Source organism: Ruminococcus sp. 210702-SL.1.03 (assembly GCF_020559915.1).
Taxonomy (GTDB): domain Bacteria; phylum Bacillota; class Clostridia; order Oscillospirales; family Ruminococcaceae; genus YE71.
On sequence record NZ_JAJCLZ010000006.1, the window covers coordinates 81,565 to 98,963 of the forward strand.

The following is a 17,399-nucleotide window of genomic DNA, read 5'->3' on the forward strand; positions in this document are numbered from 1 at the left end:
AGGAATGATCGAAAATGTCAAAAGCATTGATAATCGGCTGCGGCGGCGTTGCCTCGGTAGCTATCCACAAGTGCTGTCAGAACAGCGAGGTATTTGAGGGGATAATGATAGCCAGCCGCACGAGATCGAAGTGCGACGCGCTGAAAGAAAAGCTCGCCCCCACCACCAAGACCGTTATAGAAACGGCGCAGGTGAACGCGGACAACGTTGACGAGCTGATAGCGCTGATAGAGAGCTACAAGCCCGCGGTAGTGCTCAACCTCGCCCTGCCGTATCAGGATCTCACGATAATGGACGCCTGCCTTGCTACCAAGACCCACTACGTCGATACCGCGAATTACGAGCCTGAGGACACCGCCAAGTTTGAGTACAAGTGGCAGTGGGCTTACCGCGAGAAGTTTGAAAAAGCGGGCATCACAGCGCTGCTGGGAAGCGGCTTTGACCCCGGCGTTACGGGCGTTTTCTCGGCATACGCCATGAAGCACCAGTTCGACGAGATAAACTACATCGACATTCTCGACTGCAACGGCGGCGACCACGGCTATCCATTCGCGACCAACTTCAACCCCGAGATAAACATACGCGAAGTTTCGGCAAAGGGCAGCTACATCGAGGACGGCAAGTGGGTAGAGACCGAGCCGATGGAGATAAAGCGCGTTTACAACTTCAAGGGCGTGGGCGAAAAGGATATGTACCTGCTGCACCACGAAGAGCTGGAGTCGCTGGCGCTCAACATCAAGGGCATAAAGCGCATACGCTTTTTCATGACTTTCGGTCAGAGCTACCTCAACCATCTGAAATGCCTCGAGGACGTAGGCATGACCTCTATCGAGCCGATAATGTACGAGGGCAGACCGATAGTGCCCCTCCAGTTCCTCAAAGCCGTATTGCCCGACCCTGCGTCGCTCGGTCCGCGCACCGTCGGCAAGACGAACATCGGCTGCATTTTCCGCGGCAAAAAGGACGGCAAGGATAAGAATTACTATCTTTACAATATCTGCGACCATCAGGAATGCTACCGCGAGGTAGGTTCGCAGGCGGTGTCTTACACAACGGGCGTGCCCGCGATGATCGGCGCTATGATGATAATGACGGGCAAGTGGTCTAAGCCGGGCGTTTACAACATCGAGGAGTTTGACCCGGATCCTTTCATGGAAGCGCTGAACCAGTGGGGTCTGCCATGGGAAGAGGACTTCGACCCCGTGTTGGTGGACTAAAACATGGCGGAAATATCAAATTCAGTCAGCAAGATACTTGCGGAAAGCGGCTTGAAAACGCCCTGCTACATCATCGACGAAGCGGCGCTTATCCGCAATTTGGAGATACTGGCGGGCGTTGAGAAGCGCACCGGATGCAAGATATTGCTGGCACAGAAAGCTTTTTCCTGCTACTCGCTCTACCCGCTGATAGGCAAATACGTCAGCGGAACGGCTTGCAGCGGGCTGTTTGAAGCGCGGCTGGGCGCGGAGGAGATGGGCAAGGAGAACCACGTTTTTTCCGCCGCCTACCGCGAAAGCGAGATCGACGAGATAATCGCGAACTGCGGGCACATCATCTTCAATTCGTTCACCCAGCTCGACAGATACCGCGGCAGGGTGCTCGCGGCGGGGAAGAAGATAGGTCTGCGCGTGAACCCCGAGATTTCCACGCAGGAGGGGCACGAGATCTACGACCCATGCTCGGCGCGCTCACGGCTGGGCATACGTCTGCGCGATTTTCGTGCGGAGGATCTGGACGGCGTTTCGGGACTGCATTTTCACACCCTCTGCGAACAAAATTCCGACGACTTAGAGCGCACGATTGCGGCTTTTGAGCAGAAATTCGGCGTTTATCTAAAAGGCATGGAGTGGGTGAATTTCGGCGGCGGACACCATATCACGCGCGAAGATTACGATATTCCGCGGCTGGAACGGTGCATTTTGCATATGCAGGAAAAATACGGCGTGCAGGTCTATCTCGAGCCGGGCGAAGCTTTCGCGCTCAATGCGGGCTGGCTGGCGACTGAGGTGCTCGACATCGTGAACTGCGATATGCCGACGGCGATACTCGACACCTCTGCGGCCTGCCATATGCCCGACGTGCTCGAAATGCCATACCGTCCGCCGCTTGCGGGCGCGGGCGAACTGCATGAAAAGGCGCACGACTACCGCCTAGGCTCGCAGACATGCCTTTCGGGCGACTTCATAGGCGAATACTCGTTTGACGAGCCGATTGCGGTCGGCAGCAGGCTGGTTTTCGGCGATATGGCGATATACTCAATGGTAAAAAACAACACATTCAACGGTATGCCGCTGCCCGATATTCTGCTTATGAAAACGGACGGCAGCTTTGAAACGCTAAAAACTTTCGGCTACGAAAATTTCAAATGCAGGCTATAAATTATACGGCGCGGCTTCGGCTGCGCTGTTTTTTTGCAGATTTTTCCGTTAATCAAAATCAGCACGATGGCGAATAATAAGCGTAACACCATCGAAAGGAATGATAAAATATGAAACAGAAGATCTGCTTGCTCATGACAGCTGCGGCGATGCTCGCAGCGGGCTGTGCGGCGGCCGATAACGATACCGCCGACCGCAGCGGCAACACGGCGGAGAGCACCTATGCCGCGAAAAAAACTGCCCGCACGACTATGGACAGCACGGCGGTAGAGCCAGTGCAGGGCGGCGCGCTCTCGACCGAAAAACACGGCTACGGTCAGGGCGTTCAGCTGGACGATAAAAATCGCCCGACGGGTGCGCTGGATTTCAACGCAAACTACGGAAAATACGGGGCTGAGGCACTGCGCGAGGACAAGAAAAATATACTGCTTACATTCGACCAAGGGTACGAAAACGGCTATACCGCGCAGATACTCGACACGCTGAAAGAGAAGAAAGTAAAGGCGGTATTTTTCCTGCTGCAAGACTACGCCGAGCGCAACCCTGAGTTGGTACAGCGCATGATAGACGAGGGGCACATCGTCGGCAATCATTCGGTAAGCCACTACTCTATGCCCGACTTGTCGGCAGAGGAATGTCGGCAGGAGATAGAGGGATTACAGGAATATATGAAACAGAATTTCGGTGTTACGATGAAGCTTTTCCGCCCGCCGATGGGCGAGTTTTCGGAGCAGTCGCTCAGCGTGACGAAAGACTGCGGGCTGAGCACGATGCTCTGGAGCTTTGCCTACGCCGACTGGGACGTGAACGCCCAGCCGGACCCTGCGCAGGCTAAGGAAAAGCTGATAGGCGCGGCGCACGAGGGCGCTGTTTACCTCCTGCATTCGGTATCGCAGACCAACGCCGAGGTGCTGAGCGAGGTCATCGACGGCATACGCGACGAGGGCTTTGAATTTGAGAAATTGAAGTGAGCGAATATCCCGTGCTGCGTTCGGCGGCGCGGGATATTTTTTGATTACAGTTTGGTAAAAGCGGCGGTTTGCGCGCAAAAACGCTTGACAAACTCGGGAAAGTGTGGTATATTTAAAATGGTAGATTGTATGAACTCTTTTTGTCGATATTTTTACTGTTTTGGTGAACGTTCGTGCAGTCTGTCAGACCTCAAAGATAATAACAGGAACAAAAGTATATAACTTCATTTAAGGAGGACACTTACTATGATGAAAAAATCTTTTCTTACCCCCGTGCTTTCAGGCGTTCTTGCGCTTACGGTAGTAGGCTCGGGCGCGGCATATTATTTTGAATTTGTAAAGGACAGCGGCGACGGCAAGGCAAAGACGGCTGACGAAAGCAGCCAGTCGGGCGCAGTTACCATCGACGAAGCGGCTAAGAATATCGAAGCCCAGCTCAATAAGGCTCAGCAGCTCGCAAAGGGCGAGTACAACGGCGCTTACACCGCACAGGTGACCTACAAGCCCTCACAGAGCGTCAGCGATACCGTAGGCCTCAGCACCCCGCTTTCCGATGTTTCCGTTTCGGTAGAGGCTAAGCAGAAGGACAAAATGACTTCCGTAAACTACGGCTTCAACTATGGCGCAAATTCCGTTATCTCGGCTAATATGGTCATCGACAACGCCAACGAAACTGCTTATTTCCAGATCCCTGAGTTCTCCGACGCTTACCTTACGGGCAATGCTGACGACCTCGCGGCGCTGGTGCAGGAGTACGCTTCTGCGGCGGGCACTGGTACGGTTTTTGACGAAGATTACAGCAGCTATGATTTTGACGATTACGATTCCGACGATTCTTACGAGGCTTCGTCTTACACTGCCGACATGATGGCTTCTCCCGCGGCGGGTCTTTCAGACCTGAACGTAGACGCGCTTTCGGATATAGATTTCGACGCGCTGCTCACCGACCTCGAAACTTACGGCGACACCATCAAGGAAAACGCTCCCGAAGCGACCGACGGAGCTGATAAGACCGGCGAGATCGACGGAAAATCTTACACACTTACTACTAAGACCTACACCATCACCAAAGAGGACGGCAAGAAGATAGCGCAGGCGGTGGCTGACAAGGCTAAGGCTGACGAAACGCTCAAGGGTGCTATGACAAGCGCGGGTCTTTCCGAGGACGACTACAATTCGATGTGGGATGGGCTGCTGACAAGCATCGACGAGGGCGACGACAGCGCTCTTACTTTCGACGTTTACTACAACGGCGACGAAGTTCAAGGCTTTAAAGCCGAGGGCGGCGACGACAGCTATCAGATAGTTAATTACTCGACTGATAAGCAGATGATACTCGACTGGAAGTTCACTTCCGACGGCACAGACGAATTCGTTGCGGCGGGCGCAGTTGACATCGACGGCGATACCATCAACGGCTCTGTAAAGATGACCATGAACGATTCGGACGAAACTACTAACGTTACCGCTACATATGATAACCTCACCGCCGGCGAAGATTCGCTGACAGGTAAAATTACCATAAATGTGACCGATTCCAGCGACAATATCAGCATGGTATACGACTTCAACAACAGCGGCACGAACATCGACACCAACATTGCTCTGAGCGCTAACGATACCGACCTCGGCACTATCGCGATCACCGCGCAGGAGACCGACGCTTCGGACATCACGGTTCCGAGCGGCACGATGTACAACATCAGCGACAACGACCAGCTCGACCAGTACGTTTCTTCGATGAATGGCGACGCATGGCTCGAATCGCTAAAGACTACTCTCGGCGAAGAGCTTTACAACCTTATTTTCAACGCTCAGATAGCAGGCACTGACAACAGCGACTTTTCGGCAACTGCTTCTGCTTCCCCCGCAAACAGCTACCTTGACGCTTGATGATCGACAATTGAAAATTTCTTAAAGGGCGGCGCTTTGCCGCTCTTTTTTTGCGCATTTTTATCCGCCCAGCCCTTGCAATCGCGGCGAATATGTGCTATAATTATATTGTATAATTTTTTGAAAGGAAGAAAATATCATGGAATTTAAGTTTTCAGAAAAAGTATCTCACTTACAGGCTTCCGCTATAAGAGAGATATTGAAATATTCGGCAGACCCGCAGGTGATTTCCTTTGCCGCAGGTTCGCCTGCACCCGAGGCTCTGCCCGCTAAGGAACTGGAAGAACTTTCTAAAGAGCTGCTCGCAGAAGAGCCTTCCGTAGCTTTTCAGTACGGTCTTACCGAGGGCTACACCCCTCTGCGCGACGAGGTAAAGAAGATACTCAAAGACCGCGGCGTTTTTAACCCCGAGTACGATGAAGTTATCATAACAAGCGGCGCGCAGCAGGCCAACGAGCTTTCCGCCAAAGTGCTCTGCAACGAGGGCGACGTTATTTTGGCTGAGAAGCCCAGTTTCATCGGCTCGCTCAACGCTTTCAAATCTTACCGCGTATACCTCAAGGGCGTTACCCTTGAAACCGACGGCGTGAACATTGCCGAACTGGAGGAAAAGCTGAAAGAGGGCGGCGTAAAGCTGGTTTACCTTATCCCGAACTTCCAGAACCCGACAGGAAACACCATGTCTTGGGAAAAGCGCAAGGCAGCTTTTGAGCTTTGCAAGAAGTACGGCGCTGTTATCCTCGAGGACAACCCCTACGGCGATCTCCGCTTCGCGGGCGAGGACGTTAAGAGCATAAAGACCCTCGATACCGAAGGCAGCGTTATCTACTCGGGCACTTTCTCTAAGATACTCTCGCCCGGAATTAGAGTAGGCTACGTTTGCGCGCACAAGGACATTGTTCAGAAGATAGTAGTCTGCAAGCAGGTAGCCGACGTTCACTCGACTATGTGGTCGCAGATGCTGGCTTACCGCTTCCTCAAAAAATACGACCTCGATGAGCATCTGGCTAAGCTGCGCCGCGTTTACGAGCACAAGACCAACCTTATGCTCAGCGAGATAGATAAGAATTTCTCTTCCAAGATCACCCATACTAACCCGCAGGGCGGACTCTTCATCTGGTGCACTCTTCCCGAGGGCGTTACTACTCAGCAGATGGTAGATTTCTGCACCACCGCGGTAAAGGACTACAAGGTGGCGATAGTTCCCGGCACGGCTTTCAATATCAATGACGATGACGAGAGCCGCTCGTTCAGAATGAACTTCTCTACGCCTACCGATGAGAACATCATAAAGGGCTGCGAGATACTCGGCAAGCTCTCAAAAGAGATGTTCGGCGAATAACGCGCTTTTATGACGGCGCTTTTTAAAGACGCGCTGCGCGAGATAAGGCGTTCGTTCGGCAGATTTATGTCGGTATTCCTTATAATCGCGCTTGGCTGCGGCTTTTTTACGGGCATAAAAGCCTCCTGCCCCGATATGATACTCACCGCCTCAAACTACTTTGAGCAGAGCAGGCTTATGGATCTGCGCCTGCGCTCAAACATCGGCGTCAAGTCGAAAGACATAGCGGCGGTGCGCTCGGCGGAGGGGGTAGAGGGCGCGTGCGCGGGGTACTCTAAGGAATTTTATTACAATTACGATCAGCGCAACGTTGTCCTCAAAGCTATCTCGATAAATTCAAACGTCGAGAGCGGAGGCGTGAACGACCTGAACGTGCCCGTTTTGCAGGAGGGCAGACTGCCGACTGCGAAGAACGAGTGTGCGGTTGAAGTGAAGATCGGCGCGCCAGATACGTTTAAAATAGGCGAAAAGATAACGCTGAAAGCCCCAAACAGCTCGGAAAAGGTGACCGATACGCTGGCTTGCGACACTTTCGAGATAGTCGGCGTGGTTATCTCGCCGCTGTACATCGGCTTTGAGCGAGACCATGCGTCCATCGGCAGTGGCAGCGTAAACAGCAATATTTTCCTGCCGGAAGAGAGCTTTGTGTGCGATTATTACACCGATCTGTACGTTCGGCTGGAGGGCATGAGCGGGTACGAACCATTTTCAGAGGAGTACAAAAAGCAGACGGAAAAGCGCGGAGCGGCGGCAGAAAAAGCTTTTGAAGAGAGCGTTTCGCAGCGGTACGAGAGCATGAAAAACTCGGCTCAGCAAAAGATCGACTATGCGCAGGGCGAGATAGAAACGCTGGAAAGCGTGCTCTCCACCGACGTGGACAGCCTTTCGGCGCTGCATGAAAAGGCGCTCGCGGCGGCCGCTGAGCTGCAAAAAAAATACGCTCAGCAGGAGAAGAGCTTTCAGAAAGTGCTGATAAAATCGCAGCTCATGCAGACCAACGAAAAGGCGGATATGCTGGCGGCGCTTATCGGCGATACAGACGGCAGCGTGCGCGAAGGCTATTCTGAGCAGCTGGAGCAGGCGAAAATCGAGCTTGCGGCGGCGAAAGAGCAGCTTGAAAATGCGTCGGAGCTGAAATTTTACAACCAAACGCGTTTTGACCTCAGCGATTACGAAGGCTACCGCGACGACGCCGAAAAGATAAACAACGTTTCCAAAGTATTCCCGATGTTCTTCATACTGATAGCAGCGCTGGTCTGTCTAACGACCATGACGCGAATGGTGGAGGAACAGCGGACGGTCATAGGCGTTTACAAGGCGCTGGGATATGGCGAGATACATATTCTGGCAAAATACATGATATACGGCGCACTGGCTTCGCTGACGGGAAGCTGTATCGGCGCGGCGGCTGGGCTTCAGATATTTCCAAGACTGATAATCCGCACCTACCGCATAATGTACAATATCCCCGGTGCGGCAACGCCTTTCCGACCTGCGTATATGCTGGCGGCGGCGTGCGTTTCGGTGCTGCTGACCTGCGCGGCGGCGGTGTATTCATGCCGCAGAGAACTGCGTGCGCAGCCCGCTGAGATAATGCGCCCGAAAGCCCCCGCGGCAGGCAGGCGAGTGCTGCTGGAAAGAGCGCCCGCAATCTGGAACAAATTGAGCTTTCTTATGAAAGTAACGGTGCGAAATCTGCTGAGGTATAAAAAGCGCTTTTTCATGACGGTGATAGGCGTGGCGGGGTGCACGGCGCTGATAATCACAGGCTTCGGCTTGAAAAATTCGGTATCGGCGATAATCGACAAGCAGTTTGGCGAGATATTCCGCTATTCGGCAATAGTGGCGCTGAATACGGATTTTGACAACGCATACAAGGCTGTGGAGGACTGCAATGGTGTGAAATACAGCAAAGCTGCGTTTTCCATGGCGGTAGAAGCGGACGGCGGCGACGGTTACTCGGCGACGATAATCGCGGCGGACGGTCTGAAAGACAGATATGTGCAGATGAAGCGCCCCGACGGCAGCGACATCGACCCAGAAAATGGCGTTGCGATAACGCAAAAACTGGCAGATATGTGCGACCTTTCCGAGGGCGACAGCATAAGCTTTACCGACCCAGACGGCGACAGATACGAAGCGGAGATCGGCGGGATAATGCAGAATTACGCGCTGAATTACATATTTATGACAGACGCGCAGTACGAAAAGACGTTTGGCAAAAAGCCGCAGGATAACATTGCACTGCTGAATACGGATAATTCTGCAAGCAACGAGAGCGTGAAAAGCGAGCTGATCTCAGACGAACGGGTACTGGGCGTGACTTTCAAGGACGACTCGGTGAAAAGCTTTATGCGCTCGATCAAAAGCATGAACGCGATAGTGCTGCTGCTGATAGTCTGCGCGGCGTTCCTCGCGGCGACGGTACTGTACAATCTGGCAAACATTAACATTACAGAGCGCATGCGCGAGCTGGCAACGGTGAAGGTGTTGGGCTTTTACGACGGCGAAACGGCGGCGTACATCTACCGCGAAAGCGTTATCTCGACGGCGATCGGCATAATCATCGGGCTGGGGCTGGGCAAACTCCTGCACTATTTCGTGGTCGTGACGGTGGAGGTCGAGGCGGTGATGTTCATTCGCGAACTGAACGCGGCTTCGTACATCATCGGCGCGCTGCTGACGGCGGGTTTTGCCTGCATAGTGAATGGAGCGCTGTATTTCAGGCTGCGGAATATTGACATGGCGCAGTCTTTAAAATCCATAGAATGAAATAACTGTATAATACAGCAACAATAAATAAGTTTATAGGATGAAATTACCATGGAAAAATTTGAAATGATTACCGCAAAACTGAGCGAAAACATCGGAACGATCAAGAAAAAACTGGATACTTTTGTATCTAAGGACGAGGCATTTTGGATGTCGATCTCGATGTTCCTTTTCGGCGTGATCGTCGGAATGCTCATCTCGCCGCGCAAGAACAAGACCACGACCATCGGCAGCAACAATGTCAGCTACGAGGGCGAGGACTATCTTGACGACTGCTGCGACGATGAGTGCGAATGCTGCGAATGTGAATAATTTACAAAAAAAGCGTGCGAAGGCGGCGTGTGACCGCCTTTGCGTTTTTTTGAAAGGAAGATATAAATGAAATTAGGAATGGTAGGTCTGCCGAATGTTGGCAAATCGACACTTTTTAACGCGCTTACTAACGCCGGTGCTGAGAGCGCAAACTACCCTTTTTGCACAATTGAACCAAATGTTGGCATAGTTAGCGTGCCAGATGTCCGCCTGGAAAAGCTGCGTGATATGTATGATCCCGAGAAGTTTACCCCTGCTACGCTGGAATTTGTTGATATTGCGGGACTGGTAAAGGGCGCTTCAAAGGGCGAGGGACTTGGCAACAAGTTTTTGGCAAATATCCGCGAAGTAGACGCTATCGTGCACGTTGTCCGCTGCTTTGAAAATGACAATATTATCCACGTTGACGGCAGCATAAACCCCCGCCGCGACATTGAAACCATCGACCTCGAGTTGATATTCTCAGACGTTGAGCTGATCGAGCGCAAGCTTGACCGCACGAAAAAGGCTATGAAGGGCGACAAATCGCTCGCGCCGCAGGTGGAATTTCTCGAGGAGTTAAAAGCTTTCATGGAGGAGGGCAAGGCGGCGCGCGCTTTCGAGATGACCGACGAGCAGCGCGAATGGCTGAAAGAGACCCCGCTGCTCTCGCTGAAACCCGTGATCTACGCGGCGAATCTTTCGGACGAGGATTTCACAAACGGTGTTGAGAAAAACGAGCACTACAACGAGGTGTGCGAGATCGCAAAGGCGGAAGGCTCGGCGGTTTTCCCGATATGTGCGCAGCTCGAAGCGGAAATTTCTGACATGACTGACGAAGAAAAGGAGATATTCCTCTCCGATCTCGGTCTGGAGCAGTCGGGTCTTGACAGGATCATCAAGGCTGGCTACTCGTTGCTGGGACTTATTTCCTATCTCACCGCCGGTCAGCCCGAAGTTAGGGCTTGGACGATCAAAAAGGGCACGAAAGCTCCGCAGGCGGCGGGCAAGATACACTCTGATTTCGAGAAGGGCTTTATCCGCGCGGAAGTTGTGTCCTTCGACGACTTGATGGCTTGCGGCTCGATGACGGCAGCTAAGGAAAAGGGTCTGGTGCGCTCTGAGGGCAAGGAGTACGTTATGCAGGATGGCGACATAGTTCTGTTCCGTTTCAACGTCTGAAAATATAAAAATATGAAACTGAAAATATAGAGAAGTAAAAGGCGAGGAAGATAAACAAATAGGAAAATTTGTTTATGAATGGATTGATTATTTTATGCAAAAAACAAAACTGACTGCCGCATTATGCGCTCTCTGTTTTGCTGCTTCCGCGCTGACGGGAGGGGTATCGGCGGAGTCCTCAAAGACGGAAAACGTCGTACCTAGCGGCGTTTTTGAAGTCACGATCGACGGCAGCACCTGCGACACGGCGAAAAATGACGCTTACCGCGGTTTCGGCTGCATATCGGCGAACAATTCTTCGCGGCTGCTGCTGGACTACATGGACGAGCAGCCCGAGGCGTATCAAAAGCTGCTGAACTGGTTGTTCGACCCGAATGGAGCTGTCAGAATGACCCATTTAAAGATCGAAATGGGCGCAGATGTCAACTCTTCTAGCGGTACTGAGCCGTCCACGATGCGTTCTGAGGAAGATGCTGTCAATGTTAGGCGCGGCGCGGGCTTTAGACTGGCGGCGGACGTTAAGGCTATCAACCCCGACGTTACGCTAGAACTGCTCTCTTGGGGTGCACCTGCTTTTATAAAAAATGGCAAAGGCGTTGACGGCGTTCGTGAGCTGAGGTACAAGTGGTTCAAGCAGACGCTTAACTCAGCTTACGAAACTTACGGGCTGGAATTTGACTACGTTGCACCGAATTTTAACGAAAAATCTATCGACGCGGGGTGGATAAAATACTTCGCGAACACGCTTCATTCGGAAAAGGATACGCCGTATGAATATAAGAATATTAAGATAGTTGCCGCCGACCAAGATGCGCGCTACGACCTCGCTTCGATGATGCTGGAGGACAAAGATCTGATGGACGCGGTCGACGTCATCGGCATCCACTACACCTCGACGGCGGACGAAAACACGCTGAAATGCCGCGACAAGTACGGCAAGGAGCTTTGGTACAGCGAGGGTCTGCCGCCCGCGGGCGAGGCAAAATATGCCGCTACTGCCGACGGCTCGGGCATTTCCGGCGTGAACAGTATGCTCGATGTGGCGGGGTGCATCATAAATATGTACCCCAACGGCGGCTACACGATGTACGAGTTTCAGCCGCCTGTCGCCGCCTATTACAGCGGCGCGACCTACTATCCGAAGCAGCTTATTACAGCAAATCAGCCGTGGTCGGGCGCTTTGGAGGCGGGCGCGGGAATGTACCTCTGCGAGCATTTCAGTCTGTTCACCGAAAAGGGCTGGCAGTTTGTGAAGAGCGCTTGCGCGGGCGATGGTAAAGAGGAAAACCATGTGCTTTCCGAAACGACGAACAACATCGTGACCCTCGCTGATCCGGAAACCGGCGACTACTCGGCGGTACTGGCGAACAACACGTCCACCGAGCGAAACTATACTTTTACGGTGAAAAATCTTGATCATGCTGCTTCCGCAGTGCAGGTATGGGAAACGCGCGGGCCGGACGATGGCGCTTATAACGAGAATTATCTAAAGAATATCATGGCGATAGAGCCTGAAAAATCCTCTGATGGCTATTCATACCAGTTATCCGTCAAGCCGTATTCGCTGGTTACTATCTCGACGCTGGAAGTCCAGCCCGTTGACCTCACTGACGATACCCCGCAGGAGCGGCTGGCTCTGCCATATTCGGACGATTTTGAGTATGCAGACAAGGCTGAGGATTATTTGGAAGATCGCGGAAATGCGCCGCGCTACACTACCGACATGGGAGGGGCTTTCGAGGTCGAGCAGACGGACGAGGGCAACGTGCTGACTCAGCAGATCACTGACGATCTGCGCGGGATCGAGTGGGGCATGACTCCCGAGCCGGTCACCACGCTCGGCGACGACACTTGGGCGAATTACACCGTCAGCGCGAAGGTGAAGCTTGACGAAAACGGCGACAAGGAGTGCTACGCGGGCGTTGGTCTGCGGTACATCAACGCTTCGGCGAAGCTTTCACGCAGCGGCTATCGGCTGGAACTTGTGCGCACGGGCGACTGGCGGTTTTGCAGCAATTCCGAAACGCTCGCGGAGGGCAAGCTGGACAAATTTGATCCCGCGCTTTGGCATACTCTGACAGTTACGGCGCAGGGCGATGTTCTAACGGCGGCGGCCGACGGGGTGCAGGTGGCTTCGGTACCGCTGGAAAATGCGGCGGTCTTCTCGGGCAGAGCGGCGCTTTTCAGCTCCTACGACCGCAACAGTTTCGACGATCTAGCGGTGCTGCCAGCCGACATGACGAACTACGTTGTTCGCTGCGATGAGCTGGACGGCAGTGTGAAATTTGACGGCGATTGGGAACACAATACGATGGATAGTTTTACCAATCACAACCGCACCGCTTCATACGCTTCTGACGGAAGCATGGCGGAGTTTGAATTTGATGGCGACAGCGCTGCGCTAATCGGTACGGCGAGCGAGGCGGTCATCACCGTTGAGCTTGACGGCAAGGTGGTCGCGGATAAGATCAAGGTCAACAGCGGCTCGAAGCAGGCGTTTTGGCGGCGCTACGGGCTGGGGATGGGCGACCATAAGCTGAAATTTACGGTTCATTCCGGCACGCTCGGCTTCGACGCTTACGAGTACGGCAGTATGACCGTCCTGCAAAACGGCGATCCAGACGGAGGAATGTTGAACGACAGCGGCATGGAAAAGTCGGCGATCTCAAATGAAAAGCAGACCGCGAACAGCCGCTCAACTGCGGCGATAGCGGCGGTTGTAGGTGCGGCGGCGCTTGCGGCGATAATTATCAGCGTGAGAAAAAAGCGTAAAAACAAGGTATAACTGAGAAACGGACTTGCGAAAACAAGTCCGTTTTTTTGTACATATGTGAATTTAACCGCGGCTGAAAAACGTGTATTTTACTATCGCGAACCACTCGCGAACCCAGTAGGTCGGGGCGTAGCGCGGCTCGGTCTTGGAGGAAACGGCGTAGAGCGAAAGCCCGAGCCGCCTGCCGAGCATCGCGGCACGGTACTGGTGAAAGCTGTCGGTCGCGGCGGCAACGGTCTGCGGCAGGTCGGCGGCCTTGATGATCTCGAGCGAAAAGCGCAGGTTCTGCATCGTGTCGCGCGAACTGTCTTCCATAAAAATTCGCGAGGGTTCAAGCCCGAGTTCGACGAGGTAGTCGCGCATCGCCTGCGCCTCGCTGATCTGCTCGTCCGCGCCTTGTCCGCCCGAAACTATGCAGACGGCGCGCGGGTTTTCGCGCAGGTAATCGTAGGCGGCGGCGAGTCGGCGGCGAAGCATTCGCGTGGGGCGCGTGCCTTTTACGCGGCAGCCGAGCACGATAACGGTGCAGGGCAGGGAAGTCGGCGGTCGGCGGCGCTGAGCAACATACATTTTTATGCTGAGTTTGGTAAAATAGACTATCGCGATCAGCATGAGCGTGCAGATCAGGACTACCAGCGCGAACTGCGGCGCGCCTTTTTGCGCAAATCGGCAGACGGCGGCGTTCACGTTTTGGAAATATACGGTATATATAAACAGCAGCACACCGCCGAAAATGCCTGCTGCATTGCCCGAGCACACGCGCGGAAGCGGCACACAGAAAATTGATATGATGTATCCTGCAAGCATTATCGCTATATTTTGCAAATTTTAAAACTCCTTTTTGTGGTCATATACGCTATTATACCACAGTTTCGCACGATTTACAAGGTATAAATCTCGGCGGTAAGGGAAAAATATGCTGAAAAGAGAGGAGTTTTAGCGATGAATGATTACAAAGATCTATCCGAATTACTTGAATCTGACAGCAGGGCGATGCGTTTTTACAATTCGCTGCCGCTGAGTTTACAGCAGAAAATGCACCGCGGCGGGGTGGGGGCGTTTGCGGAACTTTACAGCGCGGCGGGCGGCGGCATACCGAAGCACCGCGAAACGCTTGACCCTGCCGCTTCAGCGAACGAGTGTACGGGGCTGATTGCCGCGGGCGGCGAGCTTGGCGAGGACGAATGGGCGAAATACAATAATTTAGAGATTTTCGGCACTGGTGAAAATAATAGCCTTAACTAAATTAAACTGACTTTTTGACGCTGAACTTTCTGCAAGAAATTTCGGCGCTTGGCTGCGATAATTAGATCATTTCCGAGGGCAGCGACCATCACTATCACCACGATAAACGTTGACTCACAGCATATGGCGTAAATCTCCGTATCTGCGATGATAGACAGCCTTGACGACACTCCGCGCGCCGCAGGCGCATACTTTACAACAAAAGGCATTTTTTCATAGGAATAGTCATCTGCATAATACCTACACTGGTGATATTCCTGTTCCTGCAAAAATACATTTACAGCGGTTTGATATCGGGCGCTGTAAAAGAGTAACTCACGGCAATTCTGAAAGGTTTATCAGCGGCAAGTCTTAGCTTTTTCAACCATATAGCTTCCTGATCCGGTAAATGACAGATGTTCGCGCTCACTTTAACAGAATTGCAGGTCGGCAGAGCGGCTGTCGGCAAAGGCTCGGCGAGATACGTCGGGCTTTTTTGCGTTTATGCCGTCAAACCGCCGCGAACGCTTGATTTTTTGTGTATAATATACATTGCAATTTATAAGAATATGTAGTATAATTAAAATGATATGTTTAGTTTAAAGGAGGTCTGCAAAATGGCTGAATTGCCGCAGTACACGGTTTCGATGTCGGTATACTCGGGCGAAAAGGCGGAGTTTCTCCGCGCCAGCTTAGAGAGTATGTTTTCGCAGACCCACCCCTGCCGCAGGCTGATACTGGTCTGCGACGGCGAGCTCGGCAAGGCGCTCGAGGGCGTGGTAGCCGAGTTTGAAAAGCGCTGCCCTCAGCAGCTTTGCGTGCTGAAAATGGATAAAAACAGCGGCGTAGGCGCGTGCGCGAATGCCGCGCTAAAAGCTGCCGATACCGAGTACATCGTGAAGATGGATTCTGACGACATCGCCCTGCCGCAGCGCTGCGAACGTCAGCTGCGGCTGATGGCGGAGCACCCTGAGCTTGATATGTGCGGCGCGTACATCGAGGAATTTGACTCCGAAACGGGCGAGCCCATCGCCGTGAAGAGCACCCCCGAAAGCAACGACGAGATACGCGTTTACGCCCGCCGCCGCAATCCTTTTAATAATCAGACGCTGGTCTACAAAAAGTCGGCTGCTGAAAAAGCGGGCGGCTACTCGGAAGTGCGCCGCTGCGAGGACTACGATTTCGTGGTGAAAATGCTGGCTTCGGGGGCAGTAGGTGCGAACATACCCGAGGTGCTGGTGCGCTACCGCGTTACACGCGCAAACCTCAGCCGCCGCCGCAATTGGCGCAACACGCGCTCTTTTATATCGGTGCGCTGGCGGATATTCCGCTCGGGCTACTCGCGGCTGAGCGATTTCATAATTCCCTGCGCGGCGCAGCTTGCGCTTTTCGTGCTGCCGCAGTCGCTGACGGGCAAGATCTACAAGAAATTCTTGAGGAAATAGTTAAAATATGTCAACTAAAAAGAGCGCGCTGAAACAATATCTGAAATACATTTTGCAGAAAACGCTGCTGCCGATTTGGTATAATTCCTGCCGAAGCAAGCCGATAGAGGAAAAACTGGTGCTTTTTGCCGACTTGAACGGCGACCGCCCGCCCGAAAGTATGCTGCCGCTGATGGCGGAACTGGAGAAGCGCGGGTACAGGTGCGAGGCGTGGTGCTGCGATTTCTCGGCGGCGGGCTTTGGCGGAATGCTCAAATTTATGCGCGCTTTCATGAAGCGGTACGCCGTGGCGCGCGGGCTGGTGATCTGCAACTATTTCGTGCCAGCGCATGCCTGCCGAAAGCGCTCCGAAACGCTGGCGGTGCAGCTCTGGCATTCCTGCGGCGCGCTGAAAAAATTCGGCTACTCCACGCCGGACGACATCCCGCCGAGCTACAAGGGCAGTGTTTCGCGCAACATCGACCTCGTTACCGTAAGCTCGCCCGCGTGCGTGCCGGTTTTTGAGGAGGCTTTTCGGCTGAAAAAAGGCGTGGCGCAGGCGCTGGGCGTTTGCCGTACAGACGTTTTTTTCGACGGCGAATATGCTGAAAAATGCCGCAAAAAGCTGCACGCCGCCGCTCCCAAAACGGTCGGAAAAAAAATTCTGCTCTACCTGCCGACTTTCCGCGGCGACGCTTCGCACGCTTACACAGTTGGCGTTGAGGAGGTCGAGGGGCTGAAAAAGGCGCTTGGCGAGGGCTGGCAGGTGGTCATCCGCGAGCACCCGCGCGTGAAAAACGGCGTTTGCGATCTGCCGCTGCTTTCGACAAACGAGCTGCTGCCGTGCGCCGATATGCTCATCACCGACTATTCTTCCGTGATATTTGAGTTTTCGCTGCTGGATAAACCAATGTTGCTTTGGTGCAAAGACTTGGAAGAATATCTCAGTGATCGCGATTTTTATCTCGATTTCAAGCGCGATATGCCGTGCCCTGTGATTACCGACGGCGAAAAGCTGGCGGCGGCAGTTACGGACGAGCTTGCGCACTTTGATAAGGGGCGTTACGCGGAATTTGTTAAGAAATATATGTCTGCCTGCGACGGACACTCGACCGAGTGCGTGGCGGACGTTTTTGATAAATGAAAGGA

Annotated in this window: 13 protein-coding genes; 12 read left to right on the forward strand and 1 reads right to left on the reverse strand. The window is 53.2% G+C overall.

Annotated features, from left to right (window positions below; translation table 11 throughout):
* Positions 1-14 precede the first annotated feature (14 nt).
* From LI114_RS05070 to LI114_RS05110, 9 genes are all read left to right on the forward strand, one after another.
* Positions 15-1,217 carry a saccharopine dehydrogenase family protein gene (locus LI114_RS05070; RefSeq protein ID WP_227219731.1) on the forward strand — a complete coding sequence of 401 codons (1,203 nt, stop codon included), beginning with the start codon at positions 15-17 and terminating at the stop codon, positions 1,215-1,217.
* Between the two features lie 3 nt (positions 1,218-1,220).
* Complete coding sequence (nspC, locus tag LI114_RS05075) at positions 1,221-2,378, forward strand: carboxynorspermidine decarboxylase (protein ID WP_227219732.1); 1,158 nt, start codon at positions 1,221-1,223, stop codon at positions 2,376-2,378.
* Positions 2,379-2,488: 110 nt separating this feature from the next.
* Positions 2,489-3,349 (forward strand): polysaccharide deacetylase family protein, encoded by an 861-nt coding sequence (locus LI114_RS05080; RefSeq protein ID WP_227219733.1) that lies wholly within the window; start codon positions 2,489-2,491, stop codon positions 3,347-3,349.
* A gap of 246 nt (positions 3,350-3,595) precedes the next feature.
* Positions 3,596-5,242, forward strand: a complete 1,647-nt coding sequence (locus tag LI114_RS05085; RefSeq protein WP_227219734.1) for a hypothetical protein — start codon at positions 3,596-3,598, stop codon at positions 5,240-5,242.
* Positions 5,243-5,381: 139 nt separating this feature from the next.
* Positions 5,382-6,584: a PLP-dependent aminotransferase family protein gene (locus LI114_RS05090; protein ID WP_227219735.1), complete on the forward strand. Its 1,203-nt coding sequence runs from the start codon at positions 5,382-5,384 to the stop codon at positions 6,582-6,584.
* Positions 6,585-6,593: 9 nt separating this feature from the next.
* Positions 6,594-9,356 (forward strand): FtsX-like permease family protein, encoded by a 2,763-nt coding sequence (locus tag LI114_RS05095; RefSeq protein WP_227219736.1) that lies wholly within the window; start codon positions 6,594-6,596, stop codon positions 9,354-9,356.
* Between the two features lie 51 nt (positions 9,357-9,407).
* Entirely contained in the window at positions 9,408-9,668 is a 261-nt protein-coding gene (locus LI114_RS05100) for a hypothetical protein (protein ID WP_022127283.1), read from the forward strand.
* 66 nt (positions 9,669-9,734) lie between these two features.
* Positions 9,735-10,829 (forward strand): redox-regulated ATPase YchF, encoded by a 1,095-nt coding sequence (gene ychF, locus LI114_RS05105; protein ID WP_022127282.1) that lies wholly within the window; start codon positions 9,735-9,737, stop codon positions 10,827-10,829.
* A gap of 94 nt (positions 10,830-10,923) precedes the next feature.
* Entirely contained in the window at positions 10,924-13,614 is a 2,691-nt protein-coding gene (locus LI114_RS05110) for a glycosyl hydrolase family 59 (RefSeq protein ID WP_227219737.1), read from the forward strand.
* Positions 13,615-13,665: 51 nt separating this feature from the next.
* On the opposite strand, the gene LI114_RS05115 is transcribed toward LI114_RS05110, so the two are convergent.
* On the reverse strand, positions 13,666-14,427 hold the full coding sequence (locus tag LI114_RS05115) for a YdcF family protein (RefSeq protein ID WP_227219738.1): 762 nt from the start codon (positions 14,425-14,427) through the stop codon (positions 13,666-13,668).
* 117 nt (positions 14,428-14,544) lie between these two features.
* Between LI114_RS05115 and LI114_RS05120 the strand changes: the two genes are divergently transcribed.
* The 3 genes from LI114_RS05120 to LI114_RS05135 all read left to right on the forward strand — a co-directional run bounded on the left by LI114_RS05120 (position 14,545) and on the right by LI114_RS05135 (position 17,394).
* Positions 14,545-14,847: a hypothetical protein gene (locus LI114_RS05120; protein WP_227219739.1), complete on the forward strand. Its 303-nt coding sequence runs from the start codon at positions 14,545-14,547 to the stop codon at positions 14,845-14,847.
* 596 nt (positions 14,848-15,443) lie between these two features.
* Positions 15,444-16,271 (forward strand): glycosyltransferase, encoded by an 828-nt coding sequence (locus LI114_RS05130; protein WP_227219740.1) that lies wholly within the window; start codon positions 15,444-15,446, stop codon positions 16,269-16,271.
* Positions 16,272-16,278: 7 nt separating this feature from the next.
* Entirely contained in the window at positions 16,279-17,394 is a 1,116-nt protein-coding gene (locus tag LI114_RS05135) for a CDP-glycerol glycerophosphotransferase family protein (RefSeq protein ID WP_227219741.1), read from the forward strand.
* Positions 17,395-17,399 lie beyond the last annotated feature (5 nt).